The 20,463-nt window shown below is 70.4% G+C and carries 29 protein-coding genes; 10 read left to right on the forward strand and 19 right to left on the reverse strand.

What is annotated here, in order from left to right; translation table 11 throughout:
- Nucleotides 1-6: 6 nt before the first annotated feature.
- The 18 genes from rplR to rpsJ all read right to left on the reverse strand — a co-directional run bounded on the left by rplR (nt 7) and on the right by rpsJ (nt 8,521).
- Nucleotides 7-390 (reverse strand): 50S ribosomal protein L18, encoded by a 384-nt coding sequence (gene rplR, locus QQZ14_RS19770; RefSeq protein ID WP_284536127.1) that lies wholly within the window; start codon nt 388-390, stop codon nt 7-9.
- Between the two features lie 2 nt (nt 391-392).
- Nucleotides 393-932: a 50S ribosomal protein L6 gene (rplF, locus tag QQZ14_RS19775; RefSeq protein ID WP_284536128.1), complete on the reverse strand. Its 540-nt coding sequence runs from the start codon at nt 930-932 to the stop codon at nt 393-395.
- 29 nt (nt 933-961) lie between these two features.
- A complete protein-coding gene (gene rpsH, locus QQZ14_RS19780) occupies nt 962-1,369 on the reverse strand; it encodes a 30S ribosomal protein S8 (RefSeq protein WP_284536129.1) in 408 nt (135 codons plus the stop codon).
- A 77-nt stretch (nt 1,370-1,446) separates the two neighbouring features.
- Nucleotides 1,447-1,632: a type Z 30S ribosomal protein S14 gene (locus QQZ14_RS19785; RefSeq protein ID WP_011757321.1), complete on the reverse strand. Its 186-nt coding sequence runs from the start codon at nt 1,630-1,632 to the stop codon at nt 1,447-1,449.
- Between the two features lies 1 nt (nt 1,633).
- Entirely contained in the window at nt 1,634-2,212 is a 579-nt protein-coding gene (gene rplE / locus QQZ14_RS19790; protein WP_284536130.1) for a 50S ribosomal protein L5, read from the reverse strand.
- Complete coding sequence (gene rplX / locus QQZ14_RS19795) at nt 2,212-2,574, reverse strand: 50S ribosomal protein L24 (RefSeq protein ID WP_284536131.1); 363 nt, start codon at nt 2,572-2,574, stop codon at nt 2,212-2,214. The genes rplE and rplX overlap by 1 nt, the downstream gene beginning before the upstream one ends.
- A gap of 3 nt (nt 2,575-2,577) precedes the next feature.
- Nucleotides 2,578-2,946 carry a 50S ribosomal protein L14 gene (gene rplN / locus QQZ14_RS19800; RefSeq protein WP_017932847.1) on the reverse strand — a complete coding sequence of 123 codons (369 nt, stop codon included), beginning with the start codon at nt 2,944-2,946 and terminating at the stop codon, nt 2,578-2,580.
- A gap of 68 nt (nt 2,947-3,014) precedes the next feature.
- Nucleotides 3,015-3,284, reverse strand: coding sequence for a 30S ribosomal protein S17 (gene rpsQ / locus QQZ14_RS19805; protein ID WP_284536132.1), 270 nt, complete (start codon nt 3,282-3,284; stop codon nt 3,015-3,017).
- A complete protein-coding gene (rpmC, locus tag QQZ14_RS19810; RefSeq protein ID WP_284536133.1) occupies nt 3,281-3,523 on the reverse strand; it encodes a 50S ribosomal protein L29 in 243 nt (80 codons plus the stop codon). Before rpmC ends, rpsQ begins: the two co-directional genes overlap by 4 nt.
- Entirely contained in the window at nt 3,523-3,942 is a 420-nt protein-coding gene (gene rplP / locus QQZ14_RS19815) for a 50S ribosomal protein L16 (protein ID WP_284536134.1), read from the reverse strand. Before rplP ends, rpmC begins: the two co-directional genes overlap by 1 nt.
- Before the next feature lie 3 nt (nt 3,943-3,945).
- The gene (rpsC, locus tag QQZ14_RS19820) at nt 3,946-4,782 is read right to left on the reverse strand and encodes a 30S ribosomal protein S3 (protein ID WP_284536135.1); all 837 of its coding nucleotides are present in this window, start codon (nt 4,780-4,782) and stop codon (nt 3,946-3,948) included.
- Nucleotides 4,782-5,222 (reverse strand): 50S ribosomal protein L22, encoded by a 441-nt coding sequence (rplV, locus tag QQZ14_RS19825; RefSeq protein WP_284536136.1) that lies wholly within the window; start codon nt 5,220-5,222, stop codon nt 4,782-4,784. Before rplV ends, rpsC begins: the two co-directional genes overlap by 1 nt.
- Nucleotides 5,219-5,500, reverse strand: coding sequence for a 30S ribosomal protein S19 (rpsS, locus tag QQZ14_RS19830; protein ID WP_091025716.1), 282 nt, complete (start codon nt 5,498-5,500; stop codon nt 5,219-5,221). The genes rplV and rpsS overlap by 4 nt, the downstream gene beginning before the upstream one ends.
- 15 nt (nt 5,501-5,515) lie before the next feature.
- Nucleotides 5,516-6,352 carry a 50S ribosomal protein L2 gene (gene rplB / locus QQZ14_RS19835; protein ID WP_284536137.1) on the reverse strand — a complete coding sequence of 279 codons (837 nt, stop codon included), beginning with the start codon at nt 6,350-6,352 and terminating at the stop codon, nt 5,516-5,518.
- A gap of 29 nt (nt 6,353-6,381) precedes the next feature.
- The gene (rplW, locus tag QQZ14_RS19840) at nt 6,382-6,687 is read right to left on the reverse strand and encodes a 50S ribosomal protein L23 (RefSeq protein ID WP_011757332.1); all 306 of its coding nucleotides are present in this window, start codon (nt 6,685-6,687) and stop codon (nt 6,382-6,384) included.
- Nucleotides 6,688-6,763: 76 nt separating this feature from the next.
- Entirely contained in the window at nt 6,764-7,540 is a 777-nt protein-coding gene (rplD, locus tag QQZ14_RS19845; protein ID WP_284536138.1) for a 50S ribosomal protein L4, read from the reverse strand.
- A gap of 2 nt (nt 7,541-7,542) precedes the next feature.
- The gene (gene rplC / locus QQZ14_RS19850) at nt 7,543-8,202 is read right to left on the reverse strand and encodes a 50S ribosomal protein L3 (protein WP_284536139.1); all 660 of its coding nucleotides are present in this window, start codon (nt 8,200-8,202) and stop codon (nt 7,543-7,545) included.
- Between the two features lie 10 nt (nt 8,203-8,212).
- Entirely contained in the window at nt 8,213-8,521 is a 309-nt protein-coding gene (gene rpsJ, locus QQZ14_RS19855; protein WP_008360994.1) for a 30S ribosomal protein S10, read from the reverse strand.
- A 425-nt stretch (nt 8,522-8,946) separates the two neighbouring features.
- Here rpsJ and QQZ14_RS19860 point away from each other — a divergent pair, with 425 nt between their 5' ends.
- Genes QQZ14_RS19860 through QQZ14_RS19885 form a run of 6 tightly spaced genes read left to right on the forward strand, consistent with a single transcriptional unit; the run spans nt 8,947 to nt 14,570 of the window.
- Complete coding sequence (locus QQZ14_RS19860; protein ID WP_284536140.1) at nt 8,947-9,432, forward strand: carboxymuconolactone decarboxylase family protein; 486 nt, start codon at nt 8,947-8,949, stop codon at nt 9,430-9,432.
- 29 nt (nt 9,433-9,461) lie between these two features.
- Nucleotides 9,462-10,538, forward strand: coding sequence for a hypothetical protein (locus QQZ14_RS19865; RefSeq protein ID WP_284536141.1), 1,077 nt, complete (start codon nt 9,462-9,464; stop codon nt 10,536-10,538).
- Complete coding sequence (locus QQZ14_RS19870; protein WP_284536142.1) at nt 10,535-11,158, forward strand: DUF4129 domain-containing protein; 624 nt, start codon at nt 10,535-10,537, stop codon at nt 11,156-11,158. Before QQZ14_RS19865 ends, QQZ14_RS19870 begins: the two co-directional genes overlap by 4 nt.
- The gene (locus QQZ14_RS19875) at nt 11,155-12,222 is read left to right on the forward strand and encodes a DUF4350 domain-containing protein (protein WP_284536143.1); all 1,068 of its coding nucleotides are present in this window, start codon (nt 11,155-11,157) and stop codon (nt 12,220-12,222) included. Before QQZ14_RS19870 ends, QQZ14_RS19875 begins: the two co-directional genes overlap by 4 nt.
- Before the next feature lie 49 nt (nt 12,223-12,271).
- Nucleotides 12,272-13,267, forward strand: a complete 996-nt coding sequence (locus QQZ14_RS19880; protein WP_284536144.1) for an AAA family ATPase — start codon at nt 12,272-12,274, stop codon at nt 13,265-13,267.
- A gap of 10 nt (nt 13,268-13,277) precedes the next feature.
- Nucleotides 13,278-14,570 (forward strand): DUF58 domain-containing protein, encoded by a 1,293-nt coding sequence (locus QQZ14_RS19885; protein WP_284536145.1) that lies wholly within the window; start codon nt 13,278-13,280, stop codon nt 14,568-14,570.
- Nucleotides 14,571-14,670: 100 nt separating this feature from the next.
- On the opposite strand, the gene QQZ14_RS19890 is transcribed toward QQZ14_RS19885, so the two are convergent.
- Nucleotides 14,671-15,666 carry a stage II sporulation protein M gene (locus QQZ14_RS19890; RefSeq protein WP_284536146.1) on the reverse strand — a complete coding sequence of 332 codons (996 nt, stop codon included), beginning with the start codon at nt 15,664-15,666 and terminating at the stop codon, nt 14,671-14,673.
- Between the two features lie 41 nt (nt 15,667-15,707).
- Here QQZ14_RS19890 and QQZ14_RS19895 point away from each other — a divergent pair, with 41 nt between their 5' ends.
- The 4 genes from QQZ14_RS19895 to QQZ14_RS19910 all read left to right on the forward strand — a co-directional run bounded on the left by QQZ14_RS19895 (nt 15,708) and on the right by QQZ14_RS19910 (nt 20,423).
- Nucleotides 15,708-16,517, forward strand: coding sequence for an RDD family protein (locus tag QQZ14_RS19895; protein ID WP_284536147.1), 810 nt, complete (start codon nt 15,708-15,710; stop codon nt 16,515-16,517).
- 480 nt (nt 16,518-16,997) lie between these two features.
- Entirely contained in the window at nt 16,998-18,326 is a 1,329-nt protein-coding gene (locus QQZ14_RS19900) for an ABC transporter substrate-binding protein (protein WP_284536148.1), read from the forward strand.
- Between the two features lie 196 nt (nt 18,327-18,522).
- Entirely contained in the window at nt 18,523-19,485 is a 963-nt protein-coding gene (locus tag QQZ14_RS19905; protein WP_284536149.1) for a carbohydrate ABC transporter permease, read from the forward strand.
- Nucleotides 19,482-20,423, forward strand: a complete 942-nt coding sequence (locus QQZ14_RS19910) for a carbohydrate ABC transporter permease (RefSeq protein ID WP_284536150.1) — start codon at nt 19,482-19,484, stop codon at nt 20,421-20,423. Before QQZ14_RS19905 ends, QQZ14_RS19910 begins: the two co-directional genes overlap by 4 nt.
- Nucleotides 20,424-20,463 lie beyond the last annotated feature (40 nt).

Consider the following 20,463-nt stretch of genomic DNA (forward strand, 5'->3'; position numbering starts at 1 on the left):
TCGCGATCAGAAGGTCAGGCCGCCCTCGCGGGCGCCCTCCGCCAGGGCCGCGACGCGACCGTGGTACTTGTTGCCGGCGCGGTCGAAGACCACGCCGTCCACGCCGGCGGACTTCGCCCGCTCGGCGACCAGCTCGCCGACCTTCTTGGCCTTGGCGGTCTTGTCACCCGTGAAGCCACGCAGGTCCGGCTCCATGGTGGAGGCCGACGCGAGCGTCTTGCCGACCAGGTCGTCGACGACCTGGACGGTGATGTGCTTCGAGGATCGGGTGACGACGAGACGCGGGCGCTCCGACGTGCCGGAGACCTTCTTGCGGCCGCGCACCTGTCGACGCAGGCGGGACTTGGTCCGCGCAGCGGTGTGCTTGTTGTTCGAAAGCGAGATCGCCATGGTTACTTACCGGCCTTTCCGACCTTGCGGCGGATCTGCTCGCCGGCGTAGCGGACGCCCTTGCCCTTGTACGGCTCGGGCTTGCGCAGCTTGCGGATGTTGGCGGCCACCTCACCGACGAGCTGTTTGTCGATGCCCTGGACGCCGAGGCGAGTGGGGCCGTCGACGGTGAAGGTGATGCCCTCGGGGGCGTTGAACGTGATGGGGTGCGAGTACCCGAGCTGGAACTCCAGCTGGGTCGGGCCCTTGGACAGGACGCGGTAGCCGACGCCCACGATCTCGAGCCTCTTCTCGTAGCCCTCGGTCACACCCACCACCATGTTGTTGACCAGGGTGCGGGTGAGCCCGTGGAGGGCCCGGCTCTGACGCTCGTCGTCGGGACGCTTGACGTCGAGGACGCCGTCGCCCTTCTCCACGATGATGGGGGCGGCCACGGTGTGGGACAGGGTGCCCTTGGGGCCCTTGACCGTCACGTGCGCGCCGTCGATGGCGACGTCGACACCCGACGGGACCGCGACGGGGAGCTTGCCAATACGCGACATGCTTCTAGATCTCCTTCTCGGTCTCGTCGTTACCAGACGTAGGCGAGGACTTCCCCACCCACGCCCTTCTGGTTTGCCTGGCGGTCGGTCAGCAGGCCCTGGCTGGTCGAGATGATCGCGACGCCGAGGCCGCCGAGCACCTTCGGGAGACCCGTGTGCTTGGCGTACACGCGCAGACCGGGCTTGCTGATCCGGCGGACGCCGGCGATCGAGCGCTCCCGGTTGCGGCCGTACTTGAGGGTGATCGTCAGCGTCTTGCCGACCTCGCCCTCGGCCGGCTCGGTGACCTCGTAGGAGGTGATGTACCCCTCCTGCTTGAGGATGTCGGCGACACCCTGCTTGAGCTTGCTGTACGGCATGGAGACCGCATCGTGGTACGCCTGGTTGGCGTTGCGCAGACGCGTGAGCATGTCTGCGATCGGGTCAGTCATCGTCATTGCGGTTGTTTCTCTCTCTTCTGCGGTTTCGCGCCCCTCGCGGAGACGCGACCTTCAGCGGTTGTGGAGGGTGGTGGTCACCAGCTGGACTTGGTCACGCCCGGCAGCTCGCCCCGGTGCGCCATCTCCCGGAGGCAGATGCGGCACAGGCCGAACTTGCGGTAGACGGCCTTGGGCCGGCCGCAGCGCTGGCAGCGGGTGTAGCCGCGCACCGCGAACTTCGGCTTGCGAGCGGCCTTGACCTTCAGAGCGGTCTTCGCCATGTCAGTTCTCCTTGAACGGGAAGCCGAGCTGCTTCAACAGCGCGCGACCCTGCTCGTCATTGGTGGCGGTGGTGACGACCGTGATGTCCATCCCGCGCGAGCGGTCGATCCGGTCCTGGTCGATCTCGTGGAACATGACCTGCTCCGTGAGACCGAACGTGTAGTTGCCGCGACCGTCGAACTGGTTGGGGTTGAGACCCCGGAAGTCGCGGATACGCGGGAGCGCGAGCGAGAGCAGCCGGTCGAGGAACTCCCACATCCGGTCGCCGCGCAGCGTGGTGTGCGCGCCGATCGGCATGCCCTCACGCAGCTTGAACTGGGCGATGGACTTGCGGGCCTTGGTCACCAGCGGCTTCTGGCCGGTGATCGCGGTGAGGTCCTTGACGGCACCCTCGATCAGCTTCGAGTCGCGAGCCGCCTCGCCGACGCCCATGTTGACCACGATCTTGGTCAGCCCGGGCACCTGCATGACGTTCTTGATGTCGAACTCGGAGCGCAGCGCGGGGAGGATCTCCTCGCGGTAGCGGGTCTTGAGACGAGGGGTGACCGACGCTGAGGCGGTCGTCTGGGTCTCGGTCATCAGATTTCCTTGCCGGTCTTGCGCGAGATGCGGACGCTGCGCTCCGCCTTGTACGTCGAGCCGTCCGGGCGGCGCTTGGTGACCTCGTCGCGGCGGAAGCCGACCCGGGTCACGCCGTCACCGTCGACGAGCATCACGTTGGAGACGTGGATCGGGGCCTCGGCGGTGATGATGCCGCCGGTGGTCCCGGCGCGACCGCCCTGGTTGACGACCTTGGTGTGCCGCTTGACGCGGTTCACGCCCTCGACGATCACCCGCTGCTCCTCACGGAGCACCTGGATGACCTTGCCCTCGGCGCCCTTGTCCTTGCCGGCGATCACCTTGACGGTGTCGCCCTTCTTGATGTTCAGACTCTTGGCCATGACTCAGAGCACCTCCGGTGCGAGCGAGATGATCTTCATGAACTTCTTCTCGCGCAGCTCGCGGCCCACGGGGCCGAAGATGCGGGTCCCACGGGGCTCGCCGTCGTTCTTGAGAATGACGGCGGCGTTCTCGTCGAAGCGGATGTACGAGCCGTCGGGACGGCGGCGCTCCTTGACGGTGCGCACGATCACGGCCTTGACGACATCACCCTTCTTCACGTTGCCACCGGGGATCGCGTCCTTGACGGTGGCGACGATGACGTCGCCGATACCGGCGTAGCGCCGACCCGAGCCGCCGAGAACACGGATGCAGAGGATCTCCTTCGCACCGGTGTTGTCGGCGACCTTGAGCCGCGACTCCTGCTGAATCATTTCTTCTCCTGGTTGTCGTGCCGGTTCTCAACGCCTCGGCGGGCGGTGAGCCTGGCCGAACGGGTGAGTTACTTGGCCTTCTCGAGGATCTCGACGACGCGCCAACGCTTGGTGGCCGACAGCGGACGGGTCTCCATGAGGAGGACACGGTCGCCGATGCCACACTCGTTCTGCTCGTCGTGCGCCTTGAGCTTGCTCGTGCGACGCATGACCTTGCCGTACAGCGCGTGCTTCACACGGTCCTCGACGGACACGACCACGGTCTTGTCCATCTTGTCGCTGACGACCAGGCCCTCGCGGACCTTGCGGGCGTTCCGCGCAGCAGTCTGCTCGCTCATGCGTCACCATCCTCGTTGCTGTCGTTGCCCGGGGCGGTGCGGATGCCGAGCTCGCGCTCACGCACCACGGTGTAGATCCGGGCGATGTCCTTCTTGACCGTGCGGAGACGGCCGTGGCTCTCCAGCTGGCCGGTGGCCGCCTGGAAGCGGAGGTTGAAGAGCTCCTCCTTGGCCTCGCGGAGCTTGGCCTCGAGGTCGACGGCGTTCAGCTCGTCGAGCTCGTGAGCAGTCGTAGCCATCAGAATTCACCTGCTTCGCGGGAGATGAACCGGCACTTCATCGGGAGCTTGTGCATCGCGCGGCGCATGGCCTCGCGGGCAGTCGTCTCGTCGACGCCGGAGAGTTCGAACATGACCCGGCCCGGCTTCACGTTGGCGATCCACCACTCGGGAGAGCCCTTGCCGGAGCCCATGCGGGTCTCGGCAGGCTTCTTGGTCAGCGGGCGGTCGGGGTAGATGTTGATCCACACCTTGCCGCCACGCTTGATGTGACGCGTCATGGCGATACGAGCGGACTCGATCTGCCGGTTGGTCACGTAGTGGGACTCGATCGCCTGGATGCCGAAGTCACCGAAGGCCAGGCGGGTGCCACCCTTGGCCGCACCGGTCCGCTTGGGGTGGTGCTGCTTGCGGTGCTTGACACGACGGGGCATCAACATGGCTCAGCCCTCCTTGGGGGTGTCAGCGGCCGGAGCCGGAGCGGCGGCCTCGGCCGGGGCTGCGGGAGCGTCGGCGCGGTCCGAGCGCGCCGGACGGTCGCCACGGGAGCCACGGCTCGGACGCTCGCCGCCACGCTCGTTGCCACGGGTCGGGCGACCACCGCGGCCGGGGACCCCGGCGCGGGCGGCGGCCTGGGCCTGGCGCTCGGCACGGGTGCCGGCGACCTCGCCCTTGTAGATCCAGACCTTCACGCCGATGCGGCCGAAGGTCGTCTTGGCCTCGTAGAAGCCGTAGTCGATGTCGGCACGCAGGGTGTGCAGCGGGACGCGGCCCTCGCGGTAGAACTCGGTGCGCGACATCTCGGCACCGTTGAGGCGGCCCGAGCACTGGATCCGGATGCCCTTGGCACCCGAGCGCATCGTGGTCTGCATGGCCTTGCGCATGGCGCGACGGAACTGCACGCGGCCGGAGAGCTGCTCGGCAACACCCTGGGCGACCAGCTGCGCGTCCATCTCGGGGTTCTTGACCTCGAGGATGTTCAGCTGCACCTGCTTGCCGGTGAGCTTCTCGAGCTCGCCGCGGATGCGGTCGGCCTCGGCGCCACGGCGGCCGATGACGATGCCCGGACGCGCGGTGTGGATGTCCACTCGCACGCGGTCACGGGTGCGCTCGATCTCGACCTTGGAGATGCCGGCCCGCTCCATGCCCTTGGAGAGCAGCTTGCGGATGGCGACGTCCTCGCCGACGTACGCCTTGTAGAGCTTGTCGGCGTACCACCGGCTCTTGTGGTCGGTCGAGATGCCGAGGCGGAAGCCGTTCGGGTTGATCTTCTGGCCCATCAGGCACTCTTCCTCTTCTTCAGGGACGCCTTCTTCTCTGCCACCACGTCGGCCGGCTGGACGACGAGCGTGATGTGGCTGGTGCGCTTGTTGATGCGGGTCGCACGACCCTGCGCACGGGGGCGCCAGCGCTTCATCGTCGGGCCCTCGTCGACCTGGGCCACGGCGACCACGAGGGCGCTGCGGTCGAGGCTCTCGGTGGTCTCGGCGTTGGCGACCGCGCTCTCGAGGACCTTGTAGACGGTCTCGGAGGCGGCCTGCGGCGCGAACTGCAGCAGCGAGAGGGCGTCGTCCACGGGCAGCCCGCGGACCATGTCGACGACCCGGCGGGCCTTCATCGGCGTGATCCGCACGTAGCGGGCGCTCGCGAAGGCTCCGGGCTGGTCGCCGAGCAGCGACTCGCGGCGGGCGCTGGTGCGCCTGCGCTCGGTGGTGCTCATCGGCGTCGTCCCTTCCGGTCTTCCTTGACGTGCCCGCGGTAGGTGCGGGTGGGAGCGAACTCCCCGAGCTTGTGGCCGACCATGGCGTCGGTCACGAAGACCGGCACGTGCTTGCGACCGTCGTGCACGGCGATCGTGTGACCGATCATGTCCGGCACGATCATCGACCGGCGCGACCAGGTCTTGATGACGTTGTGCGAGCCCTTGGCGTTCTCGGCGTCCACCTTCTTCTGCAGGTGGTCGTCGACGAACGGGCCCTTCTTCAGGCTGCGAGGCATGTCTCTATTTCCCTATCAGCGCTTGTTCTTGCCGGTCTTGCGGCGACGGATGATCTGGGAGTCGCTGGCCTTGCGCTTGCGCGTACGGCCCTCGGGCTTGCCCCAGGGGGACACCGGGTGACGACCACCCGAGGTCTTGCCCTCGCCACCACCGTGGGGGTGGTCGACCGGGTTCATGACCACACCGCGGACGGTCGGACGCTTGCCCTTCCAGCGCATGCGGCCGGCCTTGCCCCAGTTGATGTTCGACTGCTCGGCGTTGCCGACCTCACCGACGGTGGCGCGGCAGCGCACGTCGACGAAGCGCATCTCGCCCGAGGGCAGACGCAGCGTCGCGCGGGAGCCCTCACGGGCGACCAGCTGGGCGCTGTTGCCGGCGGAGCGGGCGATCTTCGCGCCGCCACCGGGCCGCAGCTCCACGCAGTGGATGGTCGTACCGACCGGGATGTTGCGCAGCGGCAGGTTGTTGCCGGGCTTGATGTCGGCGTTCGGCCCCGACTCGACGCGCGTGCCCTGCGACAGGTCCTTCGGCGCGATGATGTAGCGCTTCTCGCCGTCGACGTAGTGCAGCAGCGCGATGCGCGCGGTGCGGTTGGGGTCGTACTCGATGTGCGCGACCTTGGCCGGGACACCGTCCTTGTCGTAGCGACGGAAGTCGATGATGCGGTAGGCGCGCTTGTGACCGCCACCCTGGTGCCGGGTGGTGATCCGGCCCTGGTTGTTGCGGCCGCCCTTCTTGGGCAGCGGACGCGTCAGCGACTTCTCCGGAGTGGTCCGGGTGATCTCGACGAAGTCGGCGACCGACGAGCCGCGACGGCCCGGGGTAGTCGGCTTGTACTTGCGGATAGCCATGTGTCTAGTCCTCGTATCCAGGTGCCCGGTCAGGAGACCGGGCCTCCGAAGATGTCGATGCGGTCGCCCTCAGCGAGGCTGACGATCGCGCGCTTGGTGTCCTTGCGCTTACCCAGCCCGTTGCGGGTCCGGCGCGTCTTGCCCGGACGGTTGATCGTGTTGACGGAGGTCACCTTGACGTTGAACACCTTCTCGACCGCGATCTTGATCTCGGTCTTGTTGGCGTCGGGGTGCACCAGGAAGGTGTACTTGTTCGCGTCGAGGAGGCCGTAGCTCTTCTCGGACACGACCGGCGCCAGCAGGATGTCGCGGTGGTCCTTGTGCAGCGTGCTCATGCGCGTACTCGCTTCGCTCCGTGCGCGCATGAGGCACATGTCGCGCGGTCTTGAATGGTTCGCTCGCTCCGCTCGCTCACTTCGCAGCCTCCTCGGCCGAAACGGGCTTGGACAGCGCGGTGCCGTTCACGAAGGCGTCGTAGGCGCCCTGCGTGAAGACGACGTCGTCGGACGCCAGCACGTCGTAGGTGTTGAGCTGGTCGACCGCCACGATGTGCACCTGGGGAGCGTTGCGCAGCGACAGCCAGGTGACGGTGTCGGTGCGCTCCAGCACCACGAGGAAGCGCGACCGGTCGGAGAGCGTCGTCAGCGCGGCCAGGGCCGCCCGGGTCGACGGTGCCTCCGCGGCGATGATCGACTCCACCACGTGGATGCGGTCGTTGCGCGCCCGGTCGGAGAGGGCACCGCGCAGCGCGGCGGCCTTCATCTTCTTGGGCGTCCGCTGGTCGTAGTTGCGCGGCTGCGGGCCGTGGACGACGCCACCGCCGGCGAACTGCGGCGCACGGGTCGAGCCCTGACGGGCGCGGCCGGTGCCCTTCTGCTTGTAGGGCTTGCGGCCACCGCCGCGAACCTCGCCGCGGGTCTTGGTGGCGTGCGTGCCCTGGCGGGCGGAGGCCTGCTGGGCCACCACGACCTGGTGCATCAGCGGGATGTTGACCTCGACGTCGAAGATCTCGGCGGGCAGGTCGACCTTCGCAGCCTTGGGAGCGGCGGCCTTGGCGGGCGCGGCCTTCTTGGCGGGCGCGGCCTTCTTGGCCGGAGCAGCCTTCTTGGCGGTGGTCGCCTTCTTGGCGGCCGTCTTCTTCGCCGGAGCCGACTCGTCGGGAGTGGTCTTCTCGTTGTCCTCAGCCATGATCAGACCTCCTGCGTCTTCTTGGCGGCCGAGCGGAGCACCACGACGCCACCCTTGGGGCCGGGAACCGCGCCCTTGAGGAGGATCAGGCCCTTCTCGACGTCCACGGCGTGCACGGTGACGTTCTGGGTGGTGACGGTGTCGGTACCCATCCGGCCGGCCATGCGGACGCCCTTGAACACGCGGCCCGGGGTGGCGCAGGCGCCGATCGATCCGGGCTTGCGGTGGTTGCGGTGGGCGCCGTGGGAAGCGGAGACACCGGCGAAGCCGTGTCGCTTCATGACACCGGCGAAGCCCTTGCCCTTGCTGGTGCCGGTCACGTCGATCTCCTCGCCCGGGGCGAAGGTGTCGACGGCCAGCTCCTGGCCCACGGTGTAGTCGGCGGCGAGGGCGGTGCGGATCTCGACCAGGTGGCGGCGCGGCGTGGTGCCGGCCTTGCCGAAGTGGCCGGCCTGCGGCTTGGTCACCTTGCGGCCGTCGATCTCACCGAAGCCGACCTGGATGGCGTTGTAGCCGTCGGTGGCGGGGGTCCGGACCTGGGTCACCACGTTGGTGCTGGCGGCGATCACGGTCACGGGGACGACGCGGTTGTTCTCGTCCCAGACCTGGGTCATGCCGAGCTTGGCGCCCAGCAGGCCCTTCACGTTGCGTTCGAAAGTCATCTCAGGAACCTCAGAGCTTGATCTCGATGTCGACACCGGCAGGCAGGTCGAGGCGCATGAGCGAGTCGACGGTCTTCGGCGTGGGGTCGATGATGTCGATGAGGCGCTTGTGGGTGCGCATCTCGAAGTGCTCGCGGGAGTCCTTGTACTTGTGGGGCGAGCGGATGACGCAGTACACGTTCTTCTCGGTCGGCAGCGGCACCGGGCCGGCGACCTTGGCACCCGTGCGGGTGACCGTGTCCACGATCTTGCGCGCCGAGGTGTCGATCACCTCGTGGTCATAGGCCTTGAGCCTGATGCGGATCTTCTGTCCCGCCATAGGTCTCTCTCGTCCTTCTCGATTCGGTACCGCGTGCAGTCCCGGGGGTTCCTCCGGCTTGAGTCGTCCCCGCCCGTGCTTCCCCACCTCGCAGCTCCGACCCCCGCGGTCGGGCGTGTCGCACCTGCTAGGCGCAACACGAGACCGGGTGGATCTCGTCTGCTGTGGTGGTGGTGCCCGACGGTTCGTCGAGCGGATCGGGTCTCCTGGGTCGGTGCGGCCGCACGCCGGACCACTGACCTCTCGTGGAGACGCGATTCAGTAGTCAAGATGTGGCGCACCCCGGCAACCCGCCGAAGCAACCGGACTATCTTGACAGAGATCGCCGCGAGCGCCAAACCGGGGTCGGCGGCATCCGGATCCGCGCCTCGCGCACGCCCGAACGGCCACGAGAACACGTTCTAGATCCGAGATATCCTACGGCGATGATCATCGATCTGCCCGAGGGCGTGGACCCCATCCTGCACGTGTGGGGCGAGATGGTCCCGCACATCGGCGTCGCGGCGTCCCGGTTCTCCCAGAGCGTCTACAGCCACACCACCCTGGGTCTCCGCGAGTTCGAGGCCGCGCGGCTGCGGATCGCCCAGATCAACGGCTGTGTGTTCTGCCAGGACTGGCGCACCGAGCGTGACGGCGCCACGGTCGAGGACTCCTTCCCCGACGCGGTGGCCGGCTGGCGGACCGCGACCGACCTCGACGAGCGCGTCCGGCTCGCCGCCGAGTACGCCGAGCGCTTCGCCCTCGACCACCACGGCCTGGACGAGGAGTTCTGGACCCGGGTGAAGCGGGCCTACAGCGACGCGGAGATCGTCGAGCTCTCGATGTGCCTGGGCTCCTGGATCGCGTTCGGCCGGCTCAACCGGGTGCTGGGCCTGGACACCGCGTGCCAGCTGCCCGCGCGGCAGGGCTGACCCGGTGGCGCGGCTGACAGGATAGGCGCGTGTCGGGCGACGAATACCCTCCCCCGCCCGGGTGGCAGCCCCCACCCGCGGCCCCGGCGCCGACCTGGGGAGCACCTCCCTCGGCCGGTCCCGCCGCCGGCACCTGGGCGCCCGCCCCGGGGATGCTGGGCGCCGCGCACAAGCCGGGCGCGATGCCGCTGCGGCCGCTCTCGCTCGGCGACATGTACGACGCGGCGTTCCGGATCATCCGGTTCAACCCGCGGGCGACGGTCGGCTCCTCGGTGCTCGTCGCCGCGGTCTCGATGGCGGTCCCGGTGCTGGTCACCGCGCTGCTGACCGTCCTCGTCGACCTCTCCGCGGCCCAGTCCGGCGACGACCTCTCGACCGCCGAGCTCCTGGGCTACGCGGGCTCGATCGGGTCGCTGTTCCTCGGCACGATGCTGCAGTCGATCGGCTCGATCCTGGTCACCGGCATGGTGGCCCACGTGACGGCCGCCGCCGCGATCGGTCGCCGGCTCACGCTCGGTGAGGCCTGGGCCGCGACCCGGGGCTCACGCTGGCGTCTGGTGGGGCTCACGCTGCTGCTCGGGCTCATGCTGGCCGGCGGGCTGCTCGCCTACGGCGCGCTGTGGGTGCTCGCCGTCGTGCTGCTCCCCACCTGGGCGATCGTGCTGTTCGGGGTCGTCACGGTGCCCGCGTTCCTCGCCTTCGCCTGCTGGTTCTGGATCCGGGTCTACTACCTCCCGGTCCCGGCGCTGATGCTCGAGCGCACCGGCGTGCTCGTCGCGATCGGTCGCGGGTTCCGGCTGACCCGGCGCCAGTTCTGGCGGACCTTCGGGATCGCGCTGCTCACGCTGCTGGTCGCGGGGATCGCCGGCAGCATGCTCTCGGCGCCGTTCTCGATCGGCGCCCAACTGCTGCCGCTGGCGATGGCCGACTCGCGCTACGCGGTCCTCGTGCTCGTGGCGCTGACCGCCGTCGGCACCGTCGTCCAGACGGCGTTCGTCACGCCGTTCACCTCCGCGGTCACGAGCGTGCAGTACCTCGACCAGCGGATCCGCAAGGAGGCGTACGACGTCGAGCTGATGACCCAGGCAGGGATCACCGCGTCGTGACCTGGCTGCTCGCGGCGGCCCTGTCCGAGCCGCCGCTCGACCCCTCGCCGGACGACGCGAGCTCGCTGTTGCGCCGCGAGCTGGTCCGGCCGGAGTACCACGAGCACGACGTGCTCCAGCAGATCCTCGACTGGGTCGGCCGCATGGTCGACGGCGCGGTGGACGCGGCCTCGGGCACGCCACCGCTGTCGACCTTCGCGGCGATGGTCGCGTTCCTGCTCCTGGCCCTCGGGCTGGGCTGGCTGCTCTCGCGGGCCCGGCGTACCGCCCGCGCCGCCCGTGACCGCGCCGTGCTGCCCGCCGACCGGACCGTCACCGCCGCCGACCTGCGCGCCCGGGCGGAGCGGGCACTGGCCGAGGGCCGCTCCGAGGACGCGGTCGTCGACGCCTTCCGCGCGCTCGCGGTCCGGCAGGTCGAGCGCGGCCGGATCGAGGACCGACCCGGGGCGACGGCCCACGAGGTCGCCGCAGCGCTGGGCGCCGCGCACCCGCACCAGCAGCCCGACGTCGACCGCACCGCGGCGCTCTTCGACGCCGTGCGGTACGGCGACCGGCCCGCGACGACCGCCCAGGCACAGGGCGTGCTCGAGCTCGACGACGCGCTGGCGGGCCGGCCGTGACCGGCGGGCGCGTGCGCCGGCACCGGGCGACGCTGGCGGTCCTGGCCGGGCTGCTCGCCGCAGTCGCGGTCGTGCTGGTGGTCGGCGGCGGCGGCGCCCGCCACGGGGTCCCGCTCGACCCCGACAACCCCGATCCCGAGGGTGGCCGGGCCGTGGCGCGCGTGCTGGCCGGCCAGGGTGTCGACGTGACCGTGGTGCGCAGCGCGGACCAGCTCGAGGAGGCCGACGTCGCCGGCGCGACGGTGCTGGTCACCTCCACCGGCAACCTCGGCGAGAGCACGGTCGCCCGGCTCGTCGATCACACCACTGACGCGCTGCTCGTGCTCGCGGAGCCGGGCCCCGGCACGACCGCGGCCCTCGGGGTCAGCAGCCTCCCCTTCCGGGTCGACCTGGACGAGCCGCGTGCGGCCGACTGCGCGGACCCGGCGTACGCCGGGCTCTCGGTGCTGGTGGACCAGGCTGTCGAGTACCCCGTCGGTGGCGGCTGCTTCCGCGGCGAGCACGGTGCGCTGCTCGCCGAGCCGCAGCCGGGGCTGGTGCTGCTCGGCGCCGGGGACCTGCTCAGCAACGACCAGGTCCTGCGCGCCGACGACGCCGCGGTCGCGCTGCGGCTGCTGGGCGGACGCGACCGGCTGGTCTGGTACGTGCCCTCCCTCGACGACCTCGCCGGCGACGACGGGGTGAGCCTGACGACCCTGCTGCCCCGCTGGCTGCGGCCGTCGCTGTGGGTGGTCGCCCTGTCGACCCTCGCGCTCCTCGTCTGGCGCGCCCGCAGGCTGGGGCCGCTCGCGACCGAGCCGCTGCCCGTCGTCGTCAAGGCGATCGAGACCACCCACAGCCGGGGCCGGCTCTACCGCAAGGCCGGCGACCGCGGCCACGCCGCCGCGGCCCTGCGGTCGGCCGCGCGCGGCCGGCTCGCCGAACGGTTCGGCCTCGGCACCCGGGCCGACCCCGCCCCGCCACCCTGCTGGACGACCTGGCCCGGCACACCGGCCGCCCGCACGAGGAGCTCGCGCGGCTCCTCGGGCCGGATGCCCCGTCCCCCGCCACCGACCACGACCTGATCGCCCTGGCCGGCCAGCTGGCCGAGCTCGACAGAGAGGTACGCCGCCCATGACCGAGACCCCCGTCCCCCCGCCCGGCAGCCCCGAGGCCGCCGGTCAGGAGGCACGCGACCGGCTGGCCGCCGTACGCACCGAGGTCGCCAAGGCCGTCGTCGGGCAGGACGCCGCCGTGTCGGGCCTGCTCGTCGCGCTGCTGTGCGGCGGGCACGTGCTCATGGAGGGCGTGCCGGGCGTCGCGAAGACGCTGCTCGTGCGGACGCTGGCCGCAGCGCTCTCGGTCGACGCGCGACGCGTGCAGTTCACGCCCGACCTCATGCCGGGCGACATCACGGGCTCGATGGTCATCGACAGCACCCGCGGCGAGCTCAGCTTCCGTGAGGGCCCGGTCTTCACCAACCTGCTGCTGGCCGACGAGATCAACCGGACGCCGCCCAAGACGCAGTCGGCGCTGCTCGAGGCGATGGAGGAGGGCCAAGTCTCGGTCGACGGCGTCTCCCGCCAGCTGCCGCGGCCGTTCCTGGTCGCCGCCACGCAGAACCCGGTCGAGTACGAAGGCACCTACCCGCTCCCCGAGGCCCAGCTGGACCGGTTCCTGCTCAAGGTCGTGATGCCGGTGCCCGAGCGGGAGGCGGAGCTCGAGATCGTCCGCCGGCACGCGGCCGGGTTCGACCCGCGCGACGTCGCGGCGGCCGGCGTACGGCCCGTGGCCGGCGCCGACGACATCGCCGCCGGGAGGGCGGCGGTCGGCCGGGTGCAGGTCAGCCCCGAGGTCGCGGGCTACGTCGTCGACATCGCCCGGGCGACCCGCAGCTCACCCTCGCTGAGCCTCGGGGTCAGCCCCCGCGGCGCGACCGCGCTGCTCCGGTCGGCACGGGCCTGGGCGTGGCTGACCGGCCGCGACTTCGTGACGCCCGACGACGTCAAGGCGCTCGCCCACGCCACCCTCGTGCACCGGCTCGGGCTGCGTCCCGAGGCCGAGCTCGAGGGCGTCGACGTCGGGGAGGTCCTCGCCTCGGCGCTCGGCTCCGTGCCGGTCCCCCGGTGACGGGCCGCTGATGTCGATCTCCGGCCGCGTCCCGCTGCTGATGCTCCTCGGAGTGGTGGCCGTGGTGCTGCGCCCGGGGATGGGCACGGTGTGGCTGTGGGTGCTCGCGGTCGCGGTGCTCGTCGGCGCCGACGTCCTGCTGGCGCCCTCACCCGCCCGCGTGACCCTGGAGCGACCACCGGTCGGGACGGTGCGACTCGGCCAGTCGGCCGAGGCCCGGCTGCTGGTCGCCAACACCTCCCGCCGGCGCCTGCGGGGCGTGCTCCGCGACGCCTGGCAGCCGTCGGCCGGGGCGAGCGCCAACCGGCACCGGCTCGCGCTCGGCCCCGGCGACCGGGTGGTGCTGCGCACGCCACTGCTCCCCCGGCGGCGCGGCGACCTGCGCGGGCTCGGGGTCACCGTCCGCCTGCGTGGTCCGCTCGGCCTGGCGTCCCGGCAGCGGACGACGGTGGTCGCCGGCGCGGTCCGCGCGCTCCCGCCGTTCGACTCGCGCAAGCACCTGCCGAGCCGGCTGGCCCGGCTGCGCGAGCTCGACGGGCGGGCCGCGGTGCGGGTGCGCGGGCCGGGCACGGAGTTCGACTCGCTGCGTGAGTACGTCCGCGGCGACGACGTCCGCTCGATCGACTGGCGCGCGAGCGCCCGCAACCGCACCGTGGTGGTCCGCACCTGGCAGCCCGAGCGCGACCGGCGGGTGGTGCTCGTGCTCGACACGTCCCGGACCTCGGCGGGCCGGGTCGGCGACGTCCCCCGCCTGGACTCCGCGATGGACGCCGCGCTGCTGCTCGCGGCGCTCGCGGCCCGGGCGGGCGACCGGGTCGACTTCGTCGCCGGCGACCGGCGGGTCCGCAGCCGGCTCCGGTCAGCAGGCGCGCGCGACGTGGCCGCACGGCTCCAGGAGGCGATGGCCGACCTGGACCCGGTGATCGCGGAGGCCGACTGGGGTGCGCTCGCCGGCGCGGTCGCCGGCCTGGGCCGCCAGCGCGCCCTCGTCGTACTGCTCACCCCGCTCGAGCCGTCGGCCGTGGAGGAGGGGCTGCTGCCCGTGCTCCCCACGCTCACCCAGCACCACCGCGTGGTGCTCGCCTCGGTGCGCGACCCCGCCCTCGAGGAGCTCGCCGCCACCCGCGGCACCCTCGACGAGGTGTACGACGCGGCCGCGGCCGAGCAGGTCCTCGGCCGACGGCGTCACACCGCGGGCCTGCTCCGGGCGCTCGGCGTCGACGTGGTGGACGCGGACGCGGAGGCGCTGCCGCCCGCGCTCGCCGACCACTACCTGGCGCTCAAGGCGCGGGGGTTGCTGTGACCCGCCAACACACTGGGTCTCGACACGGCGGTCGCGGCTTCGTCCCTCAGCCGCGCGCCTCGCTCGACCACCATCAGCGGATCCGCTGGCGCGTCTCCGCTCACGCCTGGGTGGCGACCCGGTCCTCCAGCAGCGCGGCGTCCAGGTCGCCGGTCGCGCCGCGGCGGGCGGCGTCCCGGCCGAGCACGAACACGTAGGCGAGGAAGACCGCCTCGGCGAGGACGCCGACGCCGATCCGCGCCCAGGTGGGCAGGCCCGAGGGCGTCACGAACGCCTCGATCAGCCCGCTGACGAACAGCACGGCGACCAGGCCGAGGGCCACGGTGCCGGCGGTGCGTCCCTCATGGGCCAGCGACTGGGTGCGGGTCAGCGCACCGGGCTCGACCCACGACCAGAACAGCCGCAGGCCGACCCCGCCCGCGACGAAGACCGCGGTGAGCTCGAGCATCCCGTGCGGCAGGATCAGCCCCCAGAAGTGCGCCCCGTGGTCGTGCCGGATCATGATCGATCCGATGATCGCCAGGTTCGCGACGTTCTGGAACAGCAGGTACACGATCGGTACGCCGAGCACACCCAGTGCCAGGCACAGCCCGGCGACCCACGCGTTGTTCACCCACACCTGCGCGGCGAAGTGGCTCGCGGCGTACTCGCTGTAGTAGTCCTCGAAGTCGTGGGAGACGAGCTGGTCGACCTGCTCCGGCGAGAGCAGGCTCTGCTCGACCGCCGGGTGCTCCAGGAGCCACAGCATCATCACCGCCGTGACGGCCACGTTGGCGGCGAGCGTCGCCAGCCACCACCACCGCAGCCGGTAGAGCGCGGCGGGGAAGCGCTCGCTGAAGAACAGCCGGACACCCCGCCAGGTCCCCGTCCGCGCCCCGGCGGCCCGGTTGCGGGCGCGCGAGAGCAGCGAGGAGAGGTGCGCGACCACCGTCGCGTCCGGGGCCGAGGTCCGCACGACCGAGAGCTGGGTGGCGACCTGCTGGTAGCGCTCGACGAGCTCGTCGGCCTCCGCGCCCGTGAGCCGGTGCTTGCGGGTCAGCTCCTCGAGGCGCCGCCACTCCGGCGCGTGCGCGCCGACGTACGCATCGAGGTCCATGCGCCGAGCCTAAGGTCCCAGCGCTCCTACACTGGCCAGCGATGGCGACCCCCGAGCTCGCGACGCTCACCACCGACGACCTCGTCACCGGCGAGGCGGTCGCGCTCGACCTCCCACCCGCCAGCCTCGGGGTGCGGATCGCCTCCGGGCTGATCGACGCGCTGGCGACGGGCGTCCTCCTCGTCGCGCTGCTGCTCGGTCTGGTGGTCGCGGCCGTGCAGGCCGACGACGCCCTAGTCCAGGTGGCGGTGCTGGCCGCGGTCATCGTCTCGCTGGTCGGCTTCCCGACGACGCTCGAGACGCTGACGGGGGGCCGCACGCTCGGCAAGCTCGCCCTCGGGCTGCGCACGGTGCGCGACGACGCCGGCCCCATCTCGTTCCAGCACGCGTTCGTCCGGGCCCTGGTCGGCGTCGTGGAGATCTACGCGTTCGCCGGCGGCCCGGCGTTCTTCTCGGCGCTGCTGAGCGCGCGCGGCAAGCGGCTGGGCGACTTCGCCGCCGGCACCTACGTCGTGCGCGAGCGGGTCGCGCTGCAGCTGCCCGCGCCCCCGGCGATGCCCCCGGGGCTGGCCGCGTGGGCGGCCGGTGCCGACCTCGCCTCGCTGCCGGTCGGGCTGTCGCTCGCCGTCCGCCAGTACCTCGGACGGCTGCCCCAGATCGACCCCGCCTCCCGCACCGCCGTCGGCGAGCGGCTCGCTGCCGCCGTCGCCGAGTACGTCGCTCCCCCGCCGCCGGCCGGCACCCCGCCGGAGGCGTTCCTCGCCGCGGTCGTCGCCGCCCGGCGCGAGCGCGACGCCGCCCGGCTGGCTCGGGAGGCGGCGCTGCGCCGGCGACTCACCGCCGGCGGCTGACCCCCGTTCGGGGCCGAGCGGCCCCGAACTCAGGACGTCCTGAGGACGCCTCGGGACCGACCCGAGACCGGCCGATGGGCGGGTGAGGCAGCCGGCCGGCCAAGGTCACGAACCGTGACCATGCGCGGGCCCAAGGTCAACAAGTTCTGCTGTCATTGGTCCCTCCCGCCGGATGGATGCCGCACCCACGATGGTCCGTACCGGCAACATCCCGTTGACGGCAGCGATGGAGATCGTCCGGTTCCCACCCCTCGGCCGAGAAGTTTCGGCGGGTTTGGGAGCGTTCCCACGGAAATGTGGTGCACGTTACGGAAACGTTACGGCTCGTCCTTGACGGCGCGGAGCGTAAACGTTTGCATCATTCTCGACGGAGCGGGTTTCGGGCACGCGGACCCAGGACGGACCTGCTGACAACGCAGAGAGGAAGCACGCATGCGATCACGCAAGACGCGCCGGGGGATGGCAGTCACTGCCGCTCTCGTGAGCGCAGGACTCGTTCTCGCCGGATGTGGCGGGAGCGACGACGACAAGGGCAGCGGGGAGGCCAGCGGCAAGTCGCCTGGCGAGGGCAAGGCGGAGTGCGCCCAGCTCACCCAGTTCGGTGACCTGTCCGGCAAGGACGTCACCGTCTACACCTCGATCGTCGCGCCCGAGGACAAGCCCCACATCGACTCCTGGAAGGTCTTCGAGGACTGCACCGGGGCCGACGTCAAGTACGAGGGCTCCAAGGAGTTCGAGACCCAGCTGCAGGTGCGCGTCCAGTCCGGCAACCCGCCGGACATCGCCTACATCCCGCAGCCCGGCCTCCTGCAGACCCTGGTCGGCACCGGCAAGGTCGTCGAGGCTCCCGACACCGTGGCGGCCAACGTCGACAAGTGGTTCGGCGAGGACTGGCGCTCGTACGGCAGCGTCGACGGCAAGCTCTACGCCGCCCCGCTGGGCGCGAACGTGAAGTCGTTCGTGTGGTACTCCCCCAAGATGTTCGCCGACAACGGCTGGGAGATCCCGACCACGTGGGACGACATGCTCGCCCTCTCCGACACGATCGCGGCCACCGGCATCAAGCCGTGGTGCGCAGGCATCGAGTCCGGTGAGGCCACCGGCTGGCCGGCCACCGACTGGCTCGAGGACGTGCTGCTCCGCTCGGTCGGCCCGGACGTCTACGACCAGTGGGTCGCCCACGAGATCCCGTTCAACGACCCCAAGGTCGTCGAGAGCCTCGACAACGTCGGCGCGATCCTGAAGAACGACAAGTACGTCAACGGCGGCATCGGTGACGTCAGCTCGATCGCCACGACCGCGTTCCAGGACGGCGGCCTGCCGATCCTCGAGGGCAAGTGCGCCATGCACCGCCAGGCGAGCTTCTACGCCGCCAACTGGGACGAGGGCACGGACGTGTCGGAGAACGGCCAGGTCTTCGCCTTCTACCTGCCCCCGATGGGTGACGAGTTCGGCAGCCCGGTCCTCGGCGGCGGCGAGTTCGTCGCGGCGTTCTCGGACGCTCCCGAGGTCCAGGCGTTCCAGACCTACCTGTCCAGCGACCAGTGGGCCAACGAGAAGGCCAAGGCCACCCCGAACGGCGGCTGGGTCAGCGCCAACACGGGTCTGGACATCGCCAACCTCGCCAGCCCGGTCGACAAGCTGTCCGGCGAGATCCTGCAGAACCCCGACGCGGTGTTCCGCTTCGACGGTTCCGACATGATGCCGGGCGAGGTCGGCGCCGGGTCGTTCTGGAAGGAAATGACGAACTGGATCACCGGCGAGAGCACCCAGGACGCCCTCGACAACATCGAGGCCTCCTGGCCGTGACGGACCTCCTCCCCGTCGGTCGCTGACCGGCGGGGAGGACCCGTTCCTGGTTCCATCTGCCAGGCCGCGACACCTGCCCGGACGGGCGGGTGTCGCGGCCCGGCGCATCTCCACCGATCTCTGACCCACTGATCTCGCCGTCCGCCCGGCTGCCGAGCCGCCGCTCGCCGGCCCGAGTCCATCGGGAGTTGCCTGTATGTCCACAGGTGAGAAGTTCATCCAGATGCTGATCGCGATCGCGGTGTTCTTCGCCGTCGTCGCGATCATCTTGTTGCTTACCCAACGGCTCCGGTCCCGCCGGGGCGAGTTGATCCAGTCGGCGGCATTCATCCTGCCGGCCATCATCTTGATCGGCGTCGGCCTGCTCTACCCGGCGGTCACGACCATCTACCAGTCGTTCTTCGACCGGACCGGCGACGCCGCCGTCGGGTTCGACAACTACAAGACGATCTTCACCGACTCCGACCAGCTGCTCGTGCTGCGCAACACCGCAGCCTGGGTCCTCCTGGTCCCGATCCTGTCCACGTTCATCGGGCTCGTGTACGCCGTGCTCGTCGACCGGTCCCGCTTCGAGAAGGTCGCAAAGGCGCTGATCTTCCTGCCGATGGCGATCTCGTTGGTCGGCGCGTCGATCATCTGGAAGTTCGTGTACGACTACCGCGACTCCAGCAACACCCAGATCGGCATCGCGAACGCGATCCTCAAGGGCCTCGGCTTCGACACCTACAAGTTCATCCTCAACGACCCGTGGAACACGGTGTTCCTGATCATCGTGATGATCTGGGTGCAGGCGGGCTTCGCGATGACGATCCTCTCGGCCTCGATCAAGGCCATCCCCGACGACATCATCGAAGCCGCGACGCTCGACGGCGTGGGCGGCCTGAAGATGTTCCGCTACATCACGGTGCCGAGCATCCGACCCTCGCTGATCGTCGTGCTCACCACGATCAGCATCACCACGCTCAAGGCGTTCGACATCGTCCGCACGATGACCGGCGGCAACTTCGACACCAGCGTGCTGGCCTACCAGTTCTACCGGGAGTACTTCAACTCGGCGAACCAGGGGCTGGCCACGGCGATCGCGTCGCTGATCTTCCTGCTCGTGATGCCGATCGTCATCTACAACGTCCGTCAGATGCGCAAGCTGGAGGCACGATGACCACCGCCGTCCCCGACGAGAAGGGCGTCGAGGCCCTCGTGGCCCAGGAGCCCGTCGCCGCGACCGCCAAGCGCGCGCTCAGCTCTCCCTGGGCATCGCTGACGGCGATCATCATCGCCGTGGTCTGGACGCTCCCGACGTTCGGCCTGCTGGTCACGTCGTTCCGCCCGGAGGGTGACATCAAGACCAGCGGCTGGTGGAGCGCCTTCATCACCTCGACGCCATGGAAGAACTGGACCCTCGCCAACTACGACCAGGTCCTCAACGGCAGCGACACCAACCTGTCGACGTACTTCATCAACTCGATCATCATCACCGTTCCGTCGGTGCTGATCCCGATCAGCATCGCGGTGATGGCAGCCTATGCGTTCGCGTGGATGAAGTTCCCGGGCCGCGACTTCCTGTTCGTGGCGGTCTTCGCGCTCCAGATCGTGCCGATCCAGGTCACGATGATCCCGCTGCTGAAGCTGTACGTGAACCAGGGCTTCGCGGGCTCGGAGGCCCCCGGCGGAGGCTTCTACACGATCTGGCTCTCGCACTCGATCTTCGCGCTCCCGCTGGCGATCTACCTGCTGCACAACTTCATGAGCCAGATCCCCGGCGAGCTCATCGAGTCGGCCCGAGTCGACGGCGCCGCGCACGTGCAGATCTTCACCCGGATCATGCTGCCGCTGATGGCACCCGCCATCGCCGCCTTCGGCATCTTCCAGTTCCTGTGGGTCTGGAACGACCTGCTCGTCGCGCTGGTGTTCGGTGGCGGCAGCCTCGAGGTCTCACCGCTGACGGTGCGCCTCGCGGAGCTCTCGGGCACCCGCGGCAACGACTGGTTCCTGCTGTCCGCGGGTGCCTTCGTCTCGCTGATCGTGCCGCTGATCGTCTTCCTGTCGCTCCAGCGGTACTTCGTCCGCGGGCTGCTGGCCGGAAGCGTCAAGGGCTAGGTCAGGACCGTGCACGCCGGGGTCGGGTCGAACGCCGTAC

The organism is Nocardioides sp. T2.26MG-1 (assembly GCF_950101795.1).
Taxonomy (GTDB): domain Bacteria; phylum Actinomycetota; class Actinomycetes; order Propionibacteriales; family Nocardioidaceae; genus Nocardioides.

Coding starts and splice junctions, on each gene's coding strand:
- rplR (WP_284536127.1), bottom strand. CDS start 390: ATGGCGATCTCGCTTTCGAACAACAAGCACACCGCTGCGCGGACCAAG.
- rplF (WP_284536128.1), bottom strand. CDS start 932: ATGTCGCGTATTGGCAAGCTCCCCGTCGCGGTCCCGTCGGGTGTCGAC.
- rpsH (WP_284536129.1), bottom strand. CDS start 1,369: ATGACGATGACTGACCCGATCGCAGACATGCTCACGCGTCTGCGCAAC.
- QQZ14_RS19785 (WP_011757321.1), bottom strand. CDS start 1,632: ATGGCGAAGACCGCTCTGAAGGTCAAGGCCGCTCGCAAGCCGAAGTTC.
- rplE (WP_284536130.1), bottom strand. CDS start 2,212: ATGACCGAGACCCAGACGACCGCCTCAGCGTCGGTCACCCCTCGTCTC.
- rplX (WP_284536131.1), bottom strand. CDS start 2,574: ATGGCCAAGAGTCTGAACATCAAGAAGGGCGACACCGTCAAGGTGATC.
- rplN (WP_017932847.1), bottom strand. CDS start 2,946: ATGATTCAGCAGGAGTCGCGGCTCAAGGTCGCCGACAACACCGGTGCG.
- rpsQ (WP_284536132.1), bottom strand. CDS start 3,284: ATGAGCGAGCAGACTGCTGCGCGGAACGCCCGCAAGGTCCGCGAGGGC.
- rpmC (WP_284536133.1), bottom strand. CDS start 3,523: ATGGCTACGACTGCTCACGAGCTCGACGAGCTGAACGCCGTCGACCTC.
- rplP (WP_284536134.1), bottom strand. CDS start 3,942: ATGTTGATGCCCCGTCGTGTCAAGCACCGCAAGCAGCACCACCCCAAG.
- rpsC (WP_284536135.1), bottom strand. CDS start 4,782: ATGGGCCAGAAGATCAACCCGAACGGCTTCCGCCTCGGCATCTCGACC.
- rplV (WP_284536136.1), bottom strand. CDS start 5,222: ATGAGCACCACCGAGCGCAGGCGCACCAGCGCCCGCCGCGAGTCGCTG.
- rpsS (WP_091025716.1), bottom strand. CDS start 5,500: ATGCCTCGCAGCCTGAAGAAGGGCCCGTTCGTCGACGACCACCTGCAG.
- rplB (WP_284536137.1), bottom strand. CDS start 6,352: ATGGCTATCCGCAAGTACAAGCCGACTACCCCGGGCCGTCGCGGCTCG.
- rplW (WP_011757332.1), bottom strand. CDS start 6,687: ATGAGCACGCTGCACAAGGACCACCGCGACATCCTGCTGGCGCCGGTC.
- rplD (WP_284536138.1), bottom strand. CDS start 7,540: ATGGCTGAGGACAACGAGAAGACCACTCCCGACGAGTCGGCTCCGGCG.
- rplC (WP_284536139.1), bottom strand. CDS start 8,202: ATGACTTTCGAACGCAACGTGAAGGGCCTGCTGGGCGCCAAGCTCGGC.
- rpsJ (WP_008360994.1), bottom strand. CDS start 8,521: ATGGCGGGACAGAAGATCCGCATCAGGCTCAAGGCCTATGACCACGAG.
- QQZ14_RS19860 (WP_284536140.1), top strand. CDS start 8,947: ATGATCATCGATCTGCCCGAGGGCGTGGACCCCATCCTGCACGTGTGG.
- QQZ14_RS19880 (WP_284536144.1), top strand. CDS start 12,272: ATGACCGAGACCCCCGTCCCCCCGCCCGGCAGCCCCGAGGCCGCCGGT.
- QQZ14_RS19885 (WP_284536145.1), top strand. CDS start 13,278: ATGTCGATCTCCGGCCGCGTCCCGCTGCTGATGCTCCTCGGAGTGGTG.
- QQZ14_RS19890 (WP_284536146.1), bottom strand. CDS start 15,666: ATGGACCTCGATGCGTACGTCGGCGCGCACGCGCCGGAGTGGCGGCGC.
- QQZ14_RS19895 (WP_284536147.1), top strand. CDS start 15,708: ATGGCGACCCCCGAGCTCGCGACGCTCACCACCGACGACCTCGTCACC.
- QQZ14_RS19905 (WP_284536149.1), top strand. CDS start 18,523: ATGTCCACAGGTGAGAAGTTCATCCAGATGCTGATCGCGATCGCGGTG.
- QQZ14_RS19910 (WP_284536150.1), top strand. CDS start 19,482: ATGACCACCGCCGTCCCCGACGAGAAGGGCGTCGAGGCCCTCGTGGCC.